At 69.0% G+C, this 20,037-nt stretch carries 17 protein-coding genes and 2 riboswitches; of the genes, 8 read left to right on the top strand and 9 right to left on the bottom strand.

Features of this window, described 5'->3' with window-relative positions; translation table 11 throughout:
- The 3 genes from GY812_01100 to GY812_01090 form a co-directional block, all read right to left on the bottom strand.
- Positions 1–1,623 (bottom strand): citramalate synthase, encoded by a 1,623-nt coding sequence (locus GY812_01100; protein ID MCP4434083.1) that lies wholly within the window; start codon positions 1,621–1,623, stop codon positions 1–3.
- 59 nt (positions 1,624–1,682) lie between these two features.
- Positions 1,683–2,597, bottom strand: coding sequence for a branched-chain amino acid transaminase (locus GY812_01095; protein ID MCP4434082.1), 915 nt, complete (start codon positions 2,595–2,597; stop codon positions 1,683–1,685).
- 137 nt (positions 2,598–2,734) lie between these two features.
- The gene (locus GY812_01090) at positions 2,735–3,733 is read right to left on the bottom strand and encodes a 3-isopropylmalate dehydrogenase (GenBank protein ID MCP4434081.1); all 999 of its coding nucleotides are present in this window, start codon (positions 3,731–3,733) and stop codon (positions 2,735–2,737) included.
- A gap of 253 nt (positions 3,734–3,986) precedes the next feature.
- Positions 3,987–4,122: riboswitch (cobalamin riboswitch) on the top strand.
- A 99-nt stretch (positions 4,123–4,221) separates the two neighbouring features.
- Between GY812_01090 and GY812_01085 the strand changes: the two genes are divergently transcribed.
- A complete protein-coding gene (locus GY812_01085; GenBank protein ID MCP4434080.1) occupies positions 4,222–4,728 on the top strand; it encodes a hypothetical protein in 507 nt (168 codons plus the stop codon).
- A gap of 18 nt (positions 4,729–4,746) precedes the next feature.
- Here the strand turns inward: GY812_01085 and GY812_01080 are convergent, their stop codons facing one another.
- The 3 genes from GY812_01080 to GY812_01070 form a co-directional block, all read right to left on the bottom strand.
- Positions 4,747–5,490, bottom strand: a complete 744-nt coding sequence (locus GY812_01080; protein ID MCP4434079.1) for an ECF transporter S component — start codon at positions 5,488–5,490, stop codon at positions 4,747–4,749.
- An 86-nt stretch (positions 5,491–5,576) separates the two neighbouring features.
- On the bottom strand, positions 5,577–7,226 hold the full coding sequence (locus tag GY812_01075; protein MCP4434078.1) for an ATP-binding cassette domain-containing protein: 1,650 nt from the start codon (positions 7,224–7,226) through the stop codon (positions 5,577–5,579).
- Positions 7,223–8,359, bottom strand: coding sequence for an energy-coupling factor transporter transmembrane protein EcfT (locus tag GY812_01070; GenBank protein ID MCP4434077.1), 1,137 nt, complete (start codon positions 8,357–8,359; stop codon positions 7,223–7,225). Before GY812_01070 ends, GY812_01075 begins: the two co-directional genes overlap by 4 nt.
- A 57-nt stretch (positions 8,360–8,416) precedes the next feature.
- Here GY812_01070 and GY812_01065 point away from each other — a divergent pair, with 57 nt between their 5' ends.
- On the top strand, positions 8,417–8,896 hold the full coding sequence (locus GY812_01065; GenBank protein MCP4434076.1) for a hypothetical protein: 480 nt from the start codon (positions 8,417–8,419) through the stop codon (positions 8,894–8,896).
- A gap of 394 nt (positions 8,897–9,290) precedes the next feature.
- Here GY812_01065 and GY812_01060 read toward each other — a convergent pair whose 3' ends face one another.
- Positions 9,291–10,766 carry a terpene cyclase/mutase family protein gene (locus GY812_01060; protein ID MCP4434075.1) on the bottom strand — a complete coding sequence of 492 codons (1,476 nt, stop codon included), beginning with the start codon at positions 10,764–10,766 and terminating at the stop codon, positions 9,291–9,293.
- A gap of 106 nt (positions 10,767–10,872) precedes the next feature.
- Positions 10,873–10,952: riboswitch (cobalamin riboswitch) on the bottom strand.
- 123 nt (positions 10,953–11,075) lie between these two features.
- On the opposite strand from GY812_01060, the gene GY812_01055 reads away from it, so the two are divergent.
- A complete protein-coding gene (locus GY812_01055; GenBank protein ID MCP4434074.1) occupies positions 11,076–11,543 on the top strand; it encodes a transcription elongation factor GreA in 468 nt (155 codons plus the stop codon).
- A gap of 47 nt (positions 11,544–11,590) precedes the next feature.
- Entirely contained in the window at positions 11,591–11,974 is a 384-nt protein-coding gene (gene mscL, locus GY812_01050) for a large conductance mechanosensitive channel protein MscL (GenBank protein ID MCP4434073.1), read from the top strand.
- 18 nt (positions 11,975–11,992) lie between these two features.
- Here mscL and GY812_01045 read toward each other — a convergent pair whose 3' ends face one another.
- Positions 11,993–13,579, bottom strand: a complete 1,587-nt coding sequence (locus GY812_01045) for a Ppx/GppA family phosphatase (GenBank protein ID MCP4434072.1) — start codon at positions 13,577–13,579, stop codon at positions 11,993–11,995.
- Between the two features lie 68 nt (positions 13,580–13,647).
- Between GY812_01045 and rsgA the strand changes: the two genes are divergently transcribed.
- Positions 13,648–14,748, top strand: coding sequence for a ribosome small subunit-dependent GTPase A (gene rsgA / locus GY812_01040; GenBank protein ID MCP4434071.1), 1,101 nt, complete (start codon positions 13,648–13,650; stop codon positions 14,746–14,748).
- Between the two features lie 205 nt (positions 14,749–14,953).
- Here the strand turns inward: rsgA and GY812_01035 are convergent, their stop codons facing one another.
- A complete protein-coding gene (locus GY812_01035) occupies positions 14,954–15,625 on the bottom strand; it encodes an IclR family transcriptional regulator (GenBank protein ID MCP4434070.1) in 672 nt (223 codons plus the stop codon).
- 97 nt (positions 15,626–15,722) lie between these two features.
- On the opposite strand from GY812_01035, the gene leuC reads away from it, so the two are divergent.
- The 3 genes from leuC to GY812_01020 all read left to right on the top strand — a co-directional run bounded on the left by leuC (position 15,723) and on the right by GY812_01020 (position 20,031).
- A complete protein-coding gene (leuC, locus tag GY812_01030) occupies positions 15,723–17,135 on the top strand; it encodes a 3-isopropylmalate dehydratase large subunit (GenBank protein MCP4434069.1) in 1,413 nt (470 codons plus the stop codon).
- Positions 17,135–17,743 carry a 3-isopropylmalate dehydratase small subunit gene (gene leuD, locus GY812_01025; GenBank protein MCP4434068.1) on the top strand — a complete coding sequence of 203 codons (609 nt, stop codon included), beginning with the start codon at positions 17,135–17,137 and terminating at the stop codon, positions 17,741–17,743. The genes leuC and leuD overlap by 1 nt, the downstream gene beginning before the upstream one ends.
- 143 nt (positions 17,744–17,886) lie before the next feature.
- On the top strand, positions 17,887–20,031 hold the full coding sequence (locus GY812_01020) for a hypothetical protein (GenBank protein ID MCP4434067.1): 2,145 nt from the start codon (positions 17,887–17,889) through the stop codon (positions 20,029–20,031).
- Positions 20,032–20,037 lie beyond the last annotated feature (6 nt).

The following is a 20,037-nucleotide window of genomic DNA, read 5'->3' as shown; positions in this document are numbered from 1 at the left end:
TCAACCTATCCCGGCGAGGTCGTGGCGCAGCAGTCCATAGACCATGCCGTCGACAAGGGCCTCCCAGGAGGCCTCGATCACGTTGGGAGACACGCCGATGGTCGTCCACGCGTCCTCACCGTCGGAGTGCTCCACCAGCACCCGCACCACTGCGGCCGTGTCGGCAGCTCCTGGCCCCGACGGGCCGTCGAGCACCCGCACCCTGAAGTCGGTGAGGTGGATTCCCGACAGCGCCGGCCAGTGGTTGCCAAGGGCCTCGCGCAGCGCCTCGTCAAGCGCGTTGACGGGGCCATTGCCCTCACCCACGGCCGCGATCCTCTCATCGCCCACCCAGACCTTGATCGTGGCCTCGGTGGCGAGGTCGACCGTGTCCGACGGCGACGCGTTGCCCTCGCGGTGGTAGCTCGACACCCGGTAGGCCTCGAGGTCGAAGTATGGCTGCTCCCAACCCGTCGCGCGTCGCATGAGAAGCTCGAGTGAGGCGTCGGCCGCCTCGAACACGTACCCCTGGGACTCAAGCTCGGCCACCTGCTCCGAGAGTGCCGCCGAGGCACGGTCGTCGAGCTCGACGCCGAACTCCCTGGCCTTCATGCCCATGCCGGCGCGCCCACCCAGGTCGGACACGAGGACGCGCGTGTGGTTGCCCACCACCGCCGGGTCTATGTGCTCGTAGGATGCGCCACCCGAGCGGGCGAGGGCGCTCGTGTGCAGCCCGCCCTTGTGGGCGAACGCCGAAGTGCCCACGTACGGGTCCGCGGGATGAGGAGGAAGGTTCACGAGCTCGGCGACGTGTCGGCTGACAGCCGTGAGCCGCTCGATGCGCCCCTCCGGCAGCGTCCGCACACCGAGCTTCAGGGTGAGGTCGGGCACGACCGTCATCAGATTGGCGTTGCCCGTGCGCTCGCCGTAGCCGTTGACGGTGCCCTGTATGTGTCCGGCCCCGCCGACCACCGCCGCCACAGTGTTGGCAACAGCGCAGCCGGTGTCGTTCTGCGTGTGGATGCCGATGCGCAGTCCGTCGAAGTACGACACGACTTCGCTGGTAATGCGCTGCACCTCGTGGGGCAGGCTGCCACCGTTGGTGTCACAGAGCACGAGACACTCGGCGCCGTTCATCGCCGCCGCTTCCAGGACACGCAGCGAGAAGGCCGGGTTGGCCTTGTAGCCGTCGAAGAAGTGTTCGGCGTCGAACAGCACGCGCTTGCCCTGCCCCGCGAGGAACTCCACCGAGTCGCCCACCATCGCGACTCCCTCGTCGAGATCGGTGCGCAAGGCCTCGGTCACGTGGTACTCCGAGCTCTTGCCCACGATGCACACGGTGGATGTGCCCGCCTCGACCAACGCCTTCAGCGTGGTGTCCTCGTCGACCTTGCCGGCCACCCGCCGCGTGGAGCCGAAAGCCACCAGGGTGGCCGTGTCCAGTTCGAGCTCACCCGCGGCGGCGCGGCGAAAGAACTCGGCATCCTTGGGGTTGGCCTGCGGGTAGCCGCCCTCGATCCAGTCGACGCCGAGCCAGTCGAGCTGCTCGGCCACACGCAGCTTGTCCTCGACGGTCAGCGAGATGCCCTCGAACTGCGCGCCGTCTCGAAGCGTGGTGTCGAAGACCTCCACCGACTCGGCCATGCCCGGCACCGCGCCCACGTCGGGCAGGTCCGCCGCTCCAGCCAACTCGTCAGGAGCCATCAGACGAGCTCCACCCAGTCCTTGTAGCGGGGAAGCTCACCCCGCACGCACTTGGCGTAGTCCTCGGCGATCGCCTTGGTCATCGGGCCCGGGCACGGGATGGGTCGGTGGTCAACCGAGTTGACGGCACTCACCTCGGCCGCAGTGCCACACACGAACATCTCCTCGGCGATGTACACATCGGACCGGGCCAGGTCGGACACGATGACCTCGAACCCGTGGTCCTCCGCGATCGCCATGACCGTGTCCTGGGTCAGGCCTTCCAGCGCACCCGCCGAGATGGGTGGCGTGACGAGTCGGCCACCCCGGGCCACGAAGATGTTCTCACCGGTGCATTCCGACACTAGGCCCTGGGGGTTGAGCATGATGGCCTCGTCGTAGCCGGCCTTCAGAGCCTCGACCTTGGCGAGTGACGAGTTGACGTAGTTGCCGGTGGTCTTCGATGCCGGGGGCATCGTGTTGTGGTCGTGACGGGTCCACGAGCTGATCTTCATGCTCACACCCTTGGTGACGGCGTCGTCGCCGAGATAGGCGCCCCAGGGCCAACAGGCGATGGCCACGTCGACCTCACACGGCAACGTGTTGAGGCCCATCTCGCCGTATCCGAAGTAGGCGATCGGGCGGATGTAGCAGCTCTGCAGCCCCGAGTCGCGCACGACCTGCTTGGCGCCTTCGACCAACTCCTCCACGGTGTAGGGCAAGTCCATCATCATGATCTGCGCCGAGTCGTGAAGGCGCTGCATGTGCTCTGTGAGCCTGAAGATGCCCGGGCCGTCCGCAGTCTCGTAGGCACGAATGCCCTCGAACACGCCCGTGCCGTAGTGCAAGGTGTGCGACAGCACGTGGGTCGTCGCCTGCTCCCAGGGAACCAACTCCCCGTTCATCCAGATGTTGTTCGTCGGTTCGATCGGCATTGTCTGTTCCTTTCCCGGTGGGCATTCGGTGCTGTGCACCACGCCCACCTCCTCCGCCAGGCGGGGCCCTGCTCCGCTGCGGCCGTCTCAGTTGTGGCCACCGGCAGAGCCTGCCCGTGGCGATCCTGTTGGTCTGTCTAGCTGTTGGCGACAGCCTTCGCGATCGTGTCGCCGATTTCGCTGGTCGTGCCCGCGAAGCGCTCGGGCTGGTCACATGCAGTGGCTACCGCCGCCGCCGCCTCGGCCTCGCCGAGGTGCTCGAGCATCAGCCCCAGCGACACGATGGCGGCGGTCGGGTTGGCCTTGTTCTCACCCACGATGTCGGGGGCGGTGCCGTGCACCGGCTCGAACATGCTGGGCCCCGTGCGGGCAGGATTGAGATTGGCCGAAGCTGCGAAGCCCACCCCGCCGGCCACAGCTCCACCGAGGTCGGTGAGGATGTCGCCGAAGAGGTTGTCGGTCACGATCACGTCGTAGCGCTCGGGCCGCTCCACGAAGTGGATGCATGCCGCGTCGATGTGGTCGTAGCCGGTGGCTACGTCCGGGTAGTCGCCTGCCACCTCGTCGAAGGTGCGCTGCCACAGGTCACCGGCGAAGGTGAGCACGTTCTTCTTGTGGACCAGGTGCAGTTGGCGGCGCTCGGTACCCATGGCCCGCTCGAAGGCGAAGCGTATGCAGCGCTCCACGCCCATGCGGGTGTTGACCGACCCCTGGGTGGCGATCTCGTGCGGCGTGCCCTTTCGCAGGAAGCCGCCCTCGCCGGCATAGGTGCCCTCGGTGTTCTCCCGGATTACCTCGAAGTCGACCTTGTCGGTGAGGCGGAACGGACGCAGGTTGATGTACTGGTCCATGCCGAAGCGCATCTTCAGCAGGATCCCGCGCTCGACCAGCCCCGGGGGCGCGGCCACACCGGGAGCCGGGTCGCCCACGGCCCCGAGCAGGATCGCGTCGAGGCCACGCCACTCTTCGAGGGTGTCGTCGGGCAGCACGGTTCCGTCCTCGAGGTAGCGGTGTGCACCGAGGTCGTAGTCGGTCAGCTCCACGCCAACTCCCGTCGCGTCAAGCACCTTGAGTGCCTCCGCGACCACTTCGGGGCCGATTCCGTCGCCTCCGATGACGCCGATCTTGTGGGTCATTGCTGTTCCTGTGCTCGTGTTGTTGGGGTTCGGGCCCAAAGGCCGCCGGGACAAAAGAAAACCGCCCCGAGGGACGGTTACAAGCGCACGCCGGGATCGACGCGCGCTACCGAATGATCACTACCGCTTCGCTGCGGCGCTCCCGGTGGCCTTCGAGGCATGACATCTCGCCCATCCTAGGCCATTGCCCATCGGTGCCTGCATCCACTTTGCCGACCCGGTTGCCCAGCCGCCCCGGACTGGTTATGGTCGCACCGTCCGCGACGGCACCGTTGCGGACACGCTCCACGAAGGGGAAAGCCGGTCTGAATCCGGCACTGTCCCGCAACCGTGGGTGGCGGCTCCGGCCGCCACGAGTCGGAATGCCCGACGTGGAGTGTCGCTCAGACATCCGTCGAGGACTGCGGATCGTGAGCTCGCACCGACGGCGCCGCGCAGTGGAGCCCTCGGGACGGGATCCCGATCAGGTCCCGGACCCAAAGGCAAACATGAAACTCCGTCAACTCGCCATCGGCGGCCTCGCCGCAGTGGCAGCCGTCGCATCCGCATGCGTGGCACCCGCACCCGGTGGTGGCGGCGGCCCCACCTACACCGACGGGCCGTGCCCCGACTCCTCGGGAGTCACCGTGGTGGTCGACTTCACCGCCGACCTCAGCGACGAGCAGCTCGTGCGCTGCGCCATCGGTCCCCAGGAGAGCGGCCTCGCCGCGCTGCTGGCAATAGGGCTCGCCATCAACACCAACGCTGCCAACGCCGAGCCGGGCACCGTCTGCACGCTCGAGGGCCTGCCGGTCGAGGGCTATCCCTACTGCTGGCTGACCGACGGCTACTGGTCCTACTGGCGTGCGCCCAGCACGGCCGGCGCATGGGACTTCGCCCCGACCGGCCCGTCTGATGGCCCGCTGGTCGAGGGCACGGTCGAGGGTTGGGCATGGGCACAGGGCTTCGTGTCCGATGGCCCCCGCCTCGGCCCCGACGGCGACCCACTGCAGTAGTGCTCTGTTGGTGCTGAATCACCGTGACGGTGATTCAGCACCAACGAAGCGGGTCGGGACCTCGAAGGCGGCCTTGTGGTGCGCCCGGCGCAGCACCAGCAGAACGGACGGGCCGAGCACCAGGATCGCCACCACGTTGGTGATCGCCCGCCCCGTGTCCCAACCGAGCGTGGAGCTCGCAACGGTGAACAGGAAGAACCGGTGCAGGTTCTCGAGCACGGCGTCGCCGGCCACGAAGCTCAAGTCGGTGTCCGAACCGATCGCCCAGGGCCAGAACCAGATGTTGAGCAGGAAGCCGTAGGCATAGGCACAGAACGCCCCGTAGGCAGCCAGCATCGCAAGTTCCCAGCGCCCCTTGACCCGCCCGGGCAGCAGGCCGGCGCCCAGGCCCGCCCAACCCGCCGCAAGCATCTGGAACGGCAACCAGGGACCCACACCCCCGGTCAGCAGCGCCGACGCGAACAACGTGGTGTTGCCGAGCACGAAGCCGAAGCCGGGGCCATAGACCCTTCCGGCGAGCACCAGCATGAAGAACACGGTCTCGATGCCGGCCACGCCGGCGCCTACCGGGCGCAGGGCCGCGCCAATCGCCGAGAGCACGCCGAGCATCGCGATCGCCTTGGTGTCGATCCCGCCGTCAGCCACCTCTGCCAGCACGATGGCGATCAGCAGGGGCAGTATCACCACGAACACGAGTGGGCCATCGGTGCCGTGGGTAGGACCCGTGCCCGGGTTCACGAACAGCGGCCACAGGAACATCATCAGGCCTGCCAGCGCGGTCACACCCAGCGCCGCAGCAGACCGGGGGCGCAGGCCCAGCGCCGACCCACCCTGGCGGTGGATCGCCGTCACGACGGGACTCCGGCAGGCGGGCTGCCGACGCCGAGGGCTGAGGCAACCTGGCGGACCGTCATCCAGGGCTGCGGACCGAGCACCTTCGCCACCTGCGGGGCGAAGGCGGCGGAAGCAACCACCACTTCGGATGTGGGGCCATCGGCCACCACCTCCCCCTCGGCCATCACGACGACCCGGTCCGCCCACTCGGCCACGAACTCCACGTCGTGCGTCGCCACCATGACCGGATGGGCCCTGTCAGCGAGGCTCGAGAGGTAGGCCCCCAGCCTTGCCTTTGCGCCGTAGTCGAGCCCCCGCGTCGGCTCGTCGAGCAGCAGCACGGCGGGCCCCGCGGTGAGCTGCACGGCCAGCGCCACTGCGAGCCGTTGCCCTTCGGACAGGTCACGCGGGTTGACTGATGCGTCGACCGCCTCGACCAGTCGGGCGAGGAGCGCCAAGCAGGTGCCCGGCTCCGCTCCCGCCTCCGAGTCGGCTCGGGAGCACTCCCCCTCCACCGTGGTCAGGTAGAGCAGGTCGGCCGGACTCTGAGGCACCAGACCCACCAGTGAGCGCGCTTCGGAAGGACCGAGCGATGCCGGGTCCGAGCCGCCGACCACGACCGATCCCGCAGCACGCTGCAGCGACCCCTGCAGCGCCCATAACAGAGACGACTTGCCCGATCCGTTGCGCCCCATGAGCGCAGTGACTCCGGCTCCGAGTTCGAAGCTCGCCTGGCGCACCGCCACGGTGGAGCCGCGCCTCACGGTCACGTCCCGGGCCGACAGACCGACCGGAGCGCGGGCCGGCCGCACCCTCGGTGGCGGCCCCGCGGGATGCGCCGCAGCGAGGGAGTCGCGCAACGGCGGGGCCAGCCGCCGTGCGTCTCGCACCGACAGCGGCACCGGGTTCCAGCCGGCCAAGTTGCCGAGGCCGACCACCGGCGGCACCAGCGAGGTCTCGGTGAGCATCTCGCCCGGAGAGCCGTCCGCCACGGTGCCGTCGCGGTGCACCCGCACGATCCGGTCCGCATACTGCACTACCCGTTCGAGGCGGTGCTCGGCCATCACCACCGTCACGCCGAGGTCGTGCACCAGACGCGTGATGGCGGCGAGCACCTCCTCGGCGGCGGTGGGGTCGAGCGCAGAGGTGGGCTCGTCGAGAACCAGGATTCGCGGTTGGGGGGTGAGAACCGATCCGATGGCCACACGCTGCTGCTGGCCGCCGGACAGGTCCGCCAACGCGCGGCGCCGCAGCTCCGCGATCCCCAGCAGGTCGAGTGTCTCCTCGACCCGCTTGCGCATCACGTCGGGTGCCACGGCGAGCTGCTCCATCGCATAGGCGAGCTCGTCCTCGACCACATCGGTCACGAAGCCCGCGAGTGGGTCCTGACCCACCGCCCCGACCACGTCTGCGAGATCCCGTGGCGGGTTGTGCGACGTCGGGCGTCCCTCAACGGAGACCGTGCCGGCGAGCGTGCCGCCGGTGAAGTGCGGTACCAGGCCGTTGATGGCGCCGAGCAGCGTGGACTTGCCGGAACCGGTGTGGCCGATCACGACGCAGAGTTCGCCCTCGCCGATCTCCAGGTCGACTCCGCTCAGCGTGGGAGTGGAGCTGTCGGGATACGTGACCGACACGTTGTCGAAATGGATGACCGGCGCGCTCATGCTGGCGACTCCAACTCCACCGGCGGCGCAACGAAACCGGGTAGCAGCCCGATGGACACCGCCAGCGCGCCGGCCAGCGGCAACCCGGGCCAGGCGAGGTCGGCCACCGACGGGTTGAGGGCCAGCGGGTCAGCACCTGCCAGCCACACCATCGACGCCGCCACCGCGACCCCACAGAGCGATACGCCCCACTCCGCCAGACCCCACGGCTCCGGGCGGTAGCGGCTGCGCTGGACCTTGCGGCCACCCAGCCAGAAGCCCACGGCTGCCACGGCCAGTCCGCCGAACAGCATGGGCAGGCCAAGCAACCTCGGCACGGTCGTGTCGAGCGTGCCGTAGGTGCCGATGCACACCCCCACGAGTCCGGCCAGCACGGCCAGCCCTGCCGCCCGGGCCGAACCGCTGGCAACCGAGGCGCGGCGGCCGTGGCCACGGGAGTCCATCGACGCGGCCAGCAGCAGCGACCGATCAAGGGCGTCGGTGGCCACGGGCACCACGATGTCGCGCAGCACATGGGTGCGGCGGCCGGTATCGCCGCGCAGCCTGCGGGCACGCTGGATCCGCTGCGCCGACTCGACCAGTTGCGGTGCCACCGAGAGCGCAACGGTGACCGCCACGGCCAACTGGTGCAGCGCGCCGGGCACCGAAGCCAGCAACCGCTTCGGGTTGGCAAGCACGTTGGCTGCACCGAGGCAGATGATGAGTGTGGCCAGCCGCAGCCCGTCGCGCAGAGCGGCCATGATCGCCTCGAGGGTGACTGCCCCTCCGATGGTGATCCCGGCGGCCGCCTCGGGCAGGGGTATCTCCGGCAGGGTGAACAACAGCGTGGTGCCGGCGCCGGCGTCGAACACCACGCGGAACAGCACCCGTAGCCCCACGATGAACAGCGCCATGTACAGGTAGTAGACGAAGCCGCGCGCCCAAGGGGCAGCGGTGCGCCGGGCACTCACCACGAACGACACCACTGCGAGGATCAGGCCGAGCAGCAGCAGATTGGTGGTGCGGCTGGCGGCGGTGGCCATGCCGAGCGCCCAGATCCACCAGGCGGCGGGGTGCAGTGCCCGCGGCAGGCGTCGGGGGGCGCGGGCATCGACCTGTTTCGCTCCTGTGGGGCGGGAGTCGACGACCGTCATCAGCCGGCGGGCCCGCCACTCCCACCCGGGGCCACGCCTGTGGCGAACCTGCGTCTGTTGAGGACCACTGCACCCGCGCCGACGGCGCCGATCACCGCGATGCCGACGGCCGTGCCGACCGCAGGTGCGAGGCCTGAACCGCCGCTGTCCACCAGCTCGACCGTGGATGTCGCCTCTTCGGGGGGCGACAACGGCTCGGTTGTCGTCGTCGCCCCGCTGGTGGTGGGTGGCGCCGTGGTCGCAACGGTGCTCGATGCGCCAACCGGAGAATCGGTGGTCGGCGGTGCGGTGGGTGCCGGTGCCGGTGCAGCGGGAGCGACCGTGGTCGCCGATGCGATGCTCGCAGCGGGTGTCGGCGCCGGGGCGACCGTGGTCGTGGTGGCCGTGGTCTTGGCGGCCCTGGTCGTGGAGGGTGTCGACCATGCCGTCACGCTGCGCGGAGGCGGCGCGTCGCCGACTCCCCCGTCACGCGAGAACGACCAGCCTTCGACCGTGCCCTGGCCCGGCGTGCGTGCAGCGGCGCCCACGTCGCTGTAGGTCCAGGGCCCACCGCGATCGGCCGACCAGTACGACCAGTAGGCCGTTGCCGGGGGTGTCGCGATGCATAGTTCCTCAGCGGGGCCCGGGTAGTCGTCTATCCGGCACACGAAGCCCGACTGGGTCACGACTCCTTGCACCGCGAAGCCTGCCTCGAGGAGCGCGGCGAACCCGTCCTCCGGCGATCCGGGCGCGCACCCCACCTGTACGCCACGACCCTGATCCTGGAAGTCGACCACAACCGTGACCCCGCGGGAGTCAGGACATGGCCCATCGGGACCGGAGCGCGGTGCTGCTGCGGACCTGGCCCCGGGCGCCAGAGCGAACGCAGCCACAAGGCACGCGCCGGCTACCGCCGGCACGAGGTGGCGTGCCAGTCGCCGAGCGGGCGACGTCAGCTCCAGTGCCATGCCTCACGCCCGGGCCTGCGGGTCCTGATGCTCAGCCAGACCGCAGCGGCGCCTACGACGACCATTCCTGCGCCGCTGGCTCCCAGCACGCCGCCGTCGGCGCCGGTGGCGGCCAATGGAGTATCCGCTGCACCACCATCCGCCTGCGCGCCCGCGACGGCCGGATCCGGCCCACTGGTCGAGGCCGACGGCTGGGTGGTGGGGGCTGTCGTCGGGGCTGCTGTGGGAGGCACCGCGGATGTGCTCGACGTGGTGGAGGTGTCGGTCGTGGTCGTGGTGGTCGTGGTGGAGGTGGTGGGCGTCGGGTTCACCGGCGCCTCGTCGGCCGCGGGCACGAACAGCCCGACGTCGAGCGCGAGCAGGCCCTGGGTGGTGGCGCGGCGCCACTGGTCGCGCTGCTGGCCAGGGATGCCACCGACCAGCGCGCCGTCGAACTTCGCCGGCTCGTATGCAATCGCCCCCGATTCAGCGACGGCCGGCGTGCCTGCGTGGGTCTCGCCCACCTGTATCGACCCGACCCATGCCGCTGCACGGTCGGCCGCTTCGAGCTGACCCGCTCCCCTCAGTGCCTGGGCGGCGAGGCCCGTGCTGTTGGCATTGGACACCTCGGTGGGGGGAGCGCCACGAAAGGAGCCGTCTGGCAGCTGCTCGCCGAGCAGGCGACCGAGCACGTCCTGCAATGCCTGGCGTACCTCTGGGGTGCGCTCCACCACGAGGAGCACCTGGACCGCCAGCGCGCTCGCATCCGGATGGCTGTCTTCGTCGGAGTCGCAGCCACCGTCGTCGTAGAGGAGCGGGAAGCCCCCGCCCGGGCACTGCTGGGACAGCAGGAACGCCACGCTCGCCGCCGGCACCTCGCCATTGGCGGCGAGGGCGAGCATCGCCCACGCCTGATCGAAGCCGTTGCTGTTGTCGGGCCCGTATGGATTGCGGTCCGAGAACCGGCCTGTCTGTGGCCCCATGCCCTGCATCAGGCCGCGCAACTCCGCTTCGAGGTCCACTCCGTCGACGTCGTCAGTGGCCAGACCCGCGGAAGTGGCAACGAGCAGCACCTTGGCCAGCGCACCCGACGTACGGACCCCGGCGAACTCGCTGCCAAGGCCGTCCCATGTCGAGTAGTCGGCGAGGGCATCGGAGAGGGCTTGCGCCAGCGCAACCGTGGGCGCCTCGGTGCCACGCCCGCCGGCAATGCGCGCCAGGGCGGCGTCAGCAGTCAGACCCCAGTCGGGTTCCGACGAACCAGGTCCCGGCAGTGACCCGGAGTTGGCGGCCACCTCGGCGTCCAGCCAGGCGATGGCAGCCTCCGCAGGACCGGCCGCGGCTGCGCCGACCGCAGGGGTGGCGAATACCGACAACGCCGAAACCAGCACGAGCACCACGGCCGTGCGCAGGTGCGCTCTGCGCACACTCACGACCCGCAGGTGCACGGCATTGTCGCCACGACGGTCGGCTGGGTTCATGTCTCCTCCTGGGCGTCGAGCGCCCGGGAGTCCCGGCAGCGGACCCTCGGGCTTCGACGTCCGTAATCCACGACGGACGGTGTTCGAAGCTGCGGTCCCCCGCCCAGCGTTCCGGCTCACAGTGGACGGCCGAGGTGACCGCCGTGTCTACGGTTGCGGGACAGCGCCGGACTTCGACCGGCTTCCCTGCGCGTGGGGACTTGTTTTGCCAGCCATTCGACCATCCGGCGCCGACACAGGCAAGTGGTGCCGCGTCCGGCGGGTCAGCAGGCTCCTGAGTCCGTTGTGGCGCCTGTATCCTCACTCGCCATGGCTGAGCACGAACTCTCCCAGGCAGCGCATGACCGACTCGTCGCAGAACTCGAGGAGTTGCGCACCCACGGGCGGATCGACCTGGCGGACCGGATCGAACGGGCACGCGAACACGGCGACCTCAAGGAGAACGCCGAGTACCACGCGGCCAAGGACGAGAAGGCCAAGATGGAATCCCGCATCGCCACGATCGCCAACACGCTCGAGAACGCAGTCGTGGTGGAGCGAGCCGAGTCCCACGAGGTGATCGTGGGATCGGTGGTGTCGATCCGCTACGAGGGTGACGACGATGACGAGATCGAGAAGTATCTGGTCGGCTCGATCGAGGAGCGCCACGACGACCTCGACGTGGTATCGCCGCAGTCGCCGCTCGGCGCGGCGCTGATGGGCCACAAGGCCGGCGACACGGTAACGTTCGCGGCCCACGGCAACGATCAGACCGTGGATATCACCCAGGTCGACTGAGGCTCCGCCAGTCCGGGTCCCAGCCGGCCGCTCATAGGAGGGCCGTCATGATCAAGGGGTTCAAGGAGTTCATCACGCGGGGCAACGCCGTCGACATGGCGGTCGGTATCGTCATCGGTGCCAGCTTCGGCTTGGTCATCGACTCGCTGGTCGAAGGCCTGATCAACCCGATCGTCGGCGCAATCCTGCCAGGCAGCGTCGACAATCTCGCCTTGATGACGTTCGAGATCGGCGGTGCCGAGATCTTCTGGGGCGCCATAGTGTCCGCGCTGATCACCTTCCTGCTCACGGCCTTCGCCATCTACCTCCTGGTGGTGATGCCCATCAACAAGCTCAACGAGCGCCGCTCGAGGGGTGAGGACGACTCCGAGCCCACCAACGAGGAGAAGATGGTCGACCTGCTCGAGCAGATCGCCAACCGCGACAACTGAGCCGGGGGCTGGCGGCGGTCAGTCCGCGTGGGCGGCCACCTCCACCGTCACGGGCTGGCCCAGCATCGATTCGAGCAAGCCCTTTCGGTCAGTGGCGGTGAAGACCTCGAGTTCGAGCTCACGGTCGCCATCGGCGCGCAGCCGCAGCACCGTCGTGCCGTCTCGCTCGCCGAGAGTCACGAACTTCACACCACCGTCGTGGTTGCGGTCGAGCGCGATCGCCACCCGCAACAGCCCGGCCATGGCCCGCACCCGGCGACGGTCGTCCTCGGCGAGCGCGGCAAACAGATCGTGCTTCTCCTCCGACGGCGCGCTCTTGCGGTGGTACCGGGCGACCTGTGCGATCAATTCCTTCTCGTTGTCGGTGAACCCGCTCAGATGCTCGGAGTTCCGGATCACGTAGTAGCTGTGCTTGTGGTGCGCGCTGTGGCTGATGAACAGCCCCACGTTGCTGAGCAGCGCTGCTGCCTCCAGGAGTTCACGGTCAGCATCATCGAGGCCGAGGCGCGCCGCCAGAAGGTCGTGCAACTGCAGGGCAAGGCGTGCCACCTGAAAGGCATGTTCGGGGTCGTCGTCGCACGCGCCCAGCACATGTATGACCGACGCCCGCCGGAGGTCGGAGAGATGGTGCAGGCCCGAGCCCACCTGCCTCGCCAGCGCGTCGAGCAGCACTCCCTCTCGCAACGCGTTCCCCGAGATCGTGAGCTCGGTGATCTCGAACGCATCGCAGAGTTGCTCGAGCACGATGGCGCCGCCGAGCAAGATGTCAGCGCGGGCGGCGTCCACGCCGGGGAGCTTGCGCCGCTGCTCGGTGGTCTCCGCACCGGCGAGGTCCGCAATCACCTTGCCGAGGGCCTTGCGGCTGATCACCTCGCCGTTCATCTCTGAGGGCACGTCGCCACCCTTGCGCGCTATGGCTGTCACCGCGAGGGCTTCGGCCGTGCCCGAAGATGCCACCGCCACCTCATGGGAGAGCCCGCCGGCCTCGTGCAGCATCGGGGCCAGCCGCGCCCGGATGAACTTCCTACACCGCTGCACCGCGTTGCCTTCGACCTTGCCGCCGGGGAAGAACCGCCGCGTCATGCGCAGCGAACCGAGCTTGAGCGACCGGGCGTAGCGCACGTCGGCGCCGAGCCCGAACAACACCTCGGTGGAACCGCCGCCCACATCGATCAAGACCAGCTGGCGGTCATAGACGGGCAGCGACTGCAGCACCCCGAGCTGGATCAGCCGCGCCTCCTCGACGCCCGAGATCACGCTGACCGACACGCCCGCGTCGCGCTCGGCGCGCTGCAGGAACTCGTCGCGGTTGGCTGCCTCACGCACGGCCGAGGTGGCCACCGCTACCACTTCGGCATCGAATCCGCGGGCTATCTCCTGGCAGCGGCGCAACGCCGCCACACCCCTGTCGATGGCGTCGGGCTCGAGGTGCTTCATGTCGCCCTCGCCGGAGCCGAGGCGGACCATCTCCTTGTGACGGGTCAGGACCTCGAACCGCTCGCGGGACACGACCCTGGCCACCACCATGTGCACCGAGTTGGTGCCGATGTCGATTGCGGCCAGCGCCGTTGGCGCTTGCGGTGGTTCATGGCCGGTCGGGTCCACGACTCAACCCTAGGAGCGCAGACGGAGCACCCCGCGCGCCGACACCGACCGTGGCAGCATTGGACCGCATGCCGGAGTCCACCGAGGTGTCGAACCCAGCGCCGGGCGACTCGCGCCCCCCGGCGTGGGATGCCCACTGGGAGCGGGCGTGGAACGAGTCCGGCGCCGGCGCTGATGGCTTGGTGCCGGTTCGCGTCGTACGAATCGACAAGGGCGGCATCACGGTGGCCACCGAGCCCGGCGACGAGCAGTTGGTGGTGGCGGCCAAGGCAGTGCGGCGCGTCGTCGTGGGAGACGTGTGCGCGCTCGACGAAGAGGCGGGGCGGGTCGAGAAGATCCTGGCGCGGCAGACCGTGTTCGAGCGCCGGGCTCCGGGAGCGGCTCGAGACGACGTTGCGGTCAACGCCAAGGCACTCGCCGCCAACATGCGCGTGGTTCTGGTGCTGCAGGCACTGGACTCCGGGGTCAACACGGCCAGACTGGCGCGCGAGATGGTGCTGGCCTGGGAGAGCGGCGCCGAGCCGGTGGTCGTGCTGACCAAGGCAGACCTCGTCGACGAGACGGCCGCGGCAAGCGAACGTGCCGAGGCCCAGAGGTTCGCGCCGGGCGCTCCGGTCACGGTCGTGTCGGTCAGCTCACAAGATGGCACCACCGAACTCGACTCCTACCTGCCCCGTGGCACCGTGGCCGTGCTGCTGGGTGCATCAGGGGCCGGCAAGTCGACCCTTGCGAACGCGCTGGCGGCACAGGGCGTGCAGCTGACCGCCGAAGTGCGTGAGGGAGACCTGCGGGGGCGCCACACCACCACCGCGGGCCAGATGCTGGAACTGACCCGCAACCGCTGGCTGATCGACACCCCGGGAATCCGCGGCGTGGGGCTCTGGCACAGCGACGAAGGCCTCGAGCGCGCATTCGCCGACCTGGCCCCCTTCGCGCAGCAGTGCCGCTTCAACGACTGCACCCACACGAGCGAGCCCGGATGCGGCATCCTCGCCGCCGTCGCCGATGGGCAGGTCGCACAGGATCGCCTCGACACGTGGCACTTGCTGGTGGAGGAAGTCGAACGGCTGGAGGCAGAGGCCGAGGAACAGGAACGCGAAGTGAAGCGCGAGGACAACCAGCGCTCACGCCGCCGCGCCGCCGCTCACCGCGGCCGCCCCCGCCGCTGAACCAGGGTGCACCCGCCGCGGCCGGCCCAGCGCTCGCACCTCCGTGTGCTGGGCCACTCAGCCTGGTTTCCGAAGTGACCCCGCGTCGATACGACGCCTGACCACTCGGGAAGAGAGGCTGAGTGACTCGGCACACGCGATCGTGGTGACACGCGACCGTGGTGGCCCGCGCACTTGGCGTAGCCCGCCCCGCGACAGCGAGTCCTCAGGTGCCGGTTGGTCGGGCAGCGGATGCGGCGTCTTTGACCGCGACCGCCGCTTCGATCACTGCCGGGCCGTGATGACGGCCAGGTGAGGAGCCCATCCGGTCGATCGGCCCCGAGACCGAGATCGCGGCGACCACCGCGCCGTCGGCGTCACAGATGGGAGCGGACACGCTCGCGACTCCGGGCTCGCGCTCTCCGAGCGACTCGACCCACCCGAGCTCGCCGAGGCCCGTGCCGGTGAGGACATGCCCCGCCGAGCCGACGTCGAGCGAGAGGGCGGCCCCAACGGGCACGATCGTGCGCAAGCCGTGGGGCGACTCGAGCGCCGCCACGCACACCCGGCTGTCCCCGTCGACCACATACAGCTGCACGGATTCGCCCGTGCGGTCGCGCAGCTCCTCCATGGCCGGCCGGGCCCGCTCGGCAAGGGGGAACTGCACGGCGGCCTCGCGCCCGAGGGCGAGCAGGTGCAGCCCGAGGGCGAAGCGGCCGTCGACCGTGCGGCGCAGCAGTCCGTGTGCTTCCAGGGCGCTCGCCAGGCGGTGCGCAGTTGCGCGGGTGAGCCCGGTTGCTTCGACCAGTTCCACGAGGGTGAGCTTCCTGTCGGCGATGGCGTTGAGCACGAGCACCGACTTGTCGAGCACCCCGACGCCGCTTACAGTGGGTTCCATTGGTTGAGAACTGTATCTCATATATTGAGATTGTCAACTGCGAACGGATCGGTCGAACAGACTTGCCCGGAACCCCCGAACCCCAGATGGAGAAGCAGTGACAGAGAGTCCACGCACCCTCGTAGAGAAGGTCTGGGACCGCCACGTGGTGCGGTCAGCAGAAGGCGAACCCGACCTGCTCTACATCGACCTGCACCTCGTGCACGAGGTCACATCTCCCCAGGCGTTCGACGGGCTGCGCATGTCGGGCCGGGGCGTCCGGCGCCCCGACCTCACCGTCGCCACCGAGGACCACAACGTCCCCACCGCCGACATCGACCAGCCCATCGCCGACCCGGTCAGCCGCAAGCAGATCGAGACACTGCGGGCCAACACCAGCGAATTCGGCATCGTGAACTTCGAGATGGGCAACCCGGGCCAGGGCATCGTGCACGTGATGGCGCCGGAGCAGGGCCGCACCCTGCCCGGCATGACCGTCGTGTGCGGCGATTCCCACACAGCCACCCATGGCGCGTTCGGTGCGATCGCGTTCGGCATCGGCACCAGCGAGGTCGAGCACGTGCTCGCCACCCAGACACTTCACCAGGCCAAGCCGAAGACCCTGGCGGTCAACGTGGAGGGCGAGCTGCGCCCCGGTGTGAGCGCCAAGGACATCATCCTCGCCGTACTCGGCGAGCTCGGCACCTCGGGGGGGATGGGCTACATCGCCGAGTACCGGGGATCAGCCATCGAAGCCCTCTCGATGGAAGGCCGCATGACCGTGTGCAACATGTCGATCGAACTCGGCGCCAAGGCCGGCCTCATCGCCCCCGACGAGAAGACCTTTGAGTACCTGAAGGGCCGCCAGGAGGCACCCGCCGGCGACCTGTGGGACGAGGCAGTGGCCGACTGGAAGACCCTGCACACCGACGAGGGAGCCACGTTCGACAAGGAGATCACCCTCGACGCCGCAGCCATCGAGCCGCACATATCCTGGGGCACCAACCCGGGCCAGGTGATCCCGATCACCGGCACGGTCCCCTCCCCCGAGGACTTCGACGACGAGGTGGAGCGAACAGCTGCCGAGCGGGCACTGGAGTACATGGACCTCACCGCCGGACAGCCGATGACCGACGTGGCCGTCGACACGATCTTCATCGGCTCCTGCACCAACTCGCGCATCGAAGACCTGCGTGCGGCGGCCGACGTGATCCGCGACAGCGGTCGCAGGGTCGCGAGCGGCGTACGAACGTTCATCGTTCCCGGCAGCTTCGCCGTGAAGGACCAGGCCGTCGCCGAAGGCCTCGACAAGGTGTTCACCGACGCCGGTTTCGACTGGCGCGAACCCGGTTGCTCCATGTGCCTGGCCATGAACCCCGACAAGCTCCAACCGGGCGAGCGGTCCGCCAGCACATCGAACCGCAACTTCGAGGGCCGCCAGGGCCGCGGCGGCCGCACCCACCTCGTATCCCCGGCCGTCGCCGCGGCGAGCGCACTCGCCGGCCACTTCGCCACCCCGGAGGCACTCTGATGGAAGCCGTGGAGATCATCACCGGCACGGCGGTCCCCCTCGACCGCTCCGATGTCGACACCGACCAGATCATTCCGTCGGACTGGCTCAAGCGCGTCGAGCGGACCGGGTTCGAGGCGGGCCTGTTCGCGGAGTGGCGCGACGACCGCGACTTCGTGCTCAACAAGCAAGAGCACGCGGGCGCCAACATCCTGATCGCCGGGCCGCAGTTCGGCACCGGTTCCAGCCGTGAGCACGCGGTATGGGCGCTTCACCAGTACGGGTTCCGGGTGGTCATCTCGGCCAAGTTCGGCGACATCTTCCGCAACAACTCCACCAAGAACGGGCTCGTGCCCGTTCAGCTGTCCCCCGAGGGCGCCCGCACCCTCATGGAGGCAGTGCAGCGCGACCCCGACCTCGAGATCGTGGTCGACATCGAGACCCGCACCGTGGAGGCCCAGGCAATCGACTTCCTGGAGCCGTTCCCGCTCGATGATGCGATCCAGCACCGATTCCTCAACGGGCTGGACGACATCGCGCTCACGATGCAGTACGCCGACGCGATCGGCCACCACGAAACCCACCGTCCCGACTGGATGAAGAAGCTCGACATCGAGCACAACGCCTGACTGCCGGGTCGCTGCGGCGGCCGGCAACGCGGCGTCGGGGAAATCCGCTGAAACGGGAACCGAATCGTCACTCGGTGCGTCGGAAGACTTGAGACTGCAAATCCAGACCCGTGCAATGCCGCACGGGGCGACGGGAGGTCGTCATGTCACCCAACACCCGACCCAGCAGCGAGCGCAGCGCATTGGCTCTCGCCGTGGTAGCGGCGTTGGCGTTGCTCGCATCTGCTTGCACTGACGACGGTGACCCGCCCGTAGGCCTCGGCCAAGGCGAGGGCGCCGCGGGACTGCTGACCGACCTGAGCTGTGACCAACTGGTCGACATCACGCAGCACCAGGCTGAGTTGGCCCGCTCCAATGTCTCCGGGTTCGCGCTCGCCGGCGAGGAGATCGAGGCCCTGGCCGCCGAAGCCGACGGAGCCCTGGCCGACGAAGCACAGGAGTCGGGGGCGGCGACCACCGCTCCGGCGGGACGCGGTGGCGCCGGCGAGGTCGTGGCCGGCACCAACCTGCAGGAAGCGGCTGTCGACGAGGGAGACATCGTCAAGACCGACGGCTCCAGGATCGTGGCACTCACGCGAGGGCAGCTGAGAGTGGTCAACCTCGACGGCTCCCCTGAAGTCGACGCACAGCTGGGGATCGGCTCCAGTGGTGCCGGCGGAGCGGAGATGTTCCTGCGTGGTGACGAAGTGGTCCTGCTGCTGCCCGTCTGGCAGGGAGACCCGCTCGTGGACTCGACGGAGATGCCGAGCCCGTTTCCCAACGGCGTGCAGATCATGCGCGTCGACCTGGCCGGGGACACGCCCGAGTTGGTCGAGACGGTGACCGTCGAAGGGTCACTCGTGTCCAGCCGCATGGTCGACGGCACCGTGAGGGTCGTACTGCGCTCGGCGATGCCGTTCATGCAGGACGTGTGGGCAGCCGAGTCAACGGTTGACCTCTCCCGGCCCGAAGAGATGCAAGAGGCATTCGACGAGGTCATCGCCTCCATCGGGCCCGACGACGTCCTCCCGCGGATGGCCAGTGGTGGCACGGTTTCCAGCATCGGGACGTGCGGTGACGTGACGGCGACTCCGCTGCCGACCGAGGCGGAGACGGCAGGGCTCGCCGGCCGCGGGATCCCGGTCGCGCAGCCGGAGACCGTCACGGTACTCACGATCGATGAGGACCTGGCCGATCTGGCCCCGGCCACCGTGAGCGGGTCGGCGGACATCGTCTACGCATCTCCCGAGGCGATGTATGTCACCAGCACGGGCTGGGGCGAGTCCGGACCGACCACCTTCGTGCACCGGTTCGGCACCCCGGCTGGCGAGCCCGCCTCATACACCGGGTCCGGCCTGGTGCCCGGGATGCCGCTCAACCAGTACTCGCTGTCGGAGTCCGACGCAGACCTGCGGATCGTCACGACCACCGAAGACATGGCCGCGGCGCGAAACGACGTGACACTCGAGAATGACGTTCTCTTCGCGGAGCCACCGGTCGCCCTCGAGGAAGGCCCCCCGGTCGCCGCCCAGAGCGAGCCCGCCCCTGACGGTGGCGCGGATGCGCCGATCCCGGCGACCGAAGGCCGGCTCGCGGTGCTGAGGTCCGACGAGTCGGGCACGCTGGTCGAGATCGGCCATGTGGAGGATCTAGGCATCGGCGAACGCGTGCAATCGGTGCGGTTCATCGGCGACATGGCCTATGTGGTCACGTTCCGCCAGACGGACCCCCTCTATGCGATCGACCTGTCCGACCCCACTGCTCCCACCGCGTTGGGTGAGCTCAAGATCACCGGGTTTTCCGAGTACATGCACCCCGTCGGCGACGGACTCCTGCTCGGCATCGGCCGCGAGGCGACCGAGGAAGGTCTGGACACGGGGTTCAAGGCATCCCTTTTCGACGTTTCGGATCCCTCGAACCCAACCGAGGTGGACAAGTGGGTGGTGCAGGACGCCTACAGCCCGGTGGGCAATGATCCCCACGCGTTCACCTGGGATCCGGTGGCGGGCCAGGCGGTCTTCCCACTCGAGCGGTACGGCTTCGGCGTCGAGGAATGCCCGGCAGGTGCCGGTTGTGAAGAGGTCACGATCGCGCAACCCAGCAGCGCGGCGGTCGTGCTGGCGGTCCGCGACGATGCCCTGGAGCCGGTTGCCGAGCTGTTCCATGACACGATCGGCGCCGATCTCTCCGGCTCCAACATCATGCGCTCGATGGTGGTGGACCGCGACCTCTGGACCCTGAGCCCCGACATGCTGGGCCTGTGGAACGCAGACTCCCCGACCGCGGCCACGTTCGTCGCCTTCGACTGACGCTCG

The sequence above is a fragment of the Actinomycetes bacterium genome, from assembly GCA_024222295.1.
Classification (GTDB): Bacteria; Actinomycetota; Acidimicrobiia; order Acidimicrobiales; family Microtrichaceae; genus JAAEPF01.
Note: the sequence above shows the minus strand (reverse complement) of the source record. Positions and strands in the feature narration are given on the sequence as shown.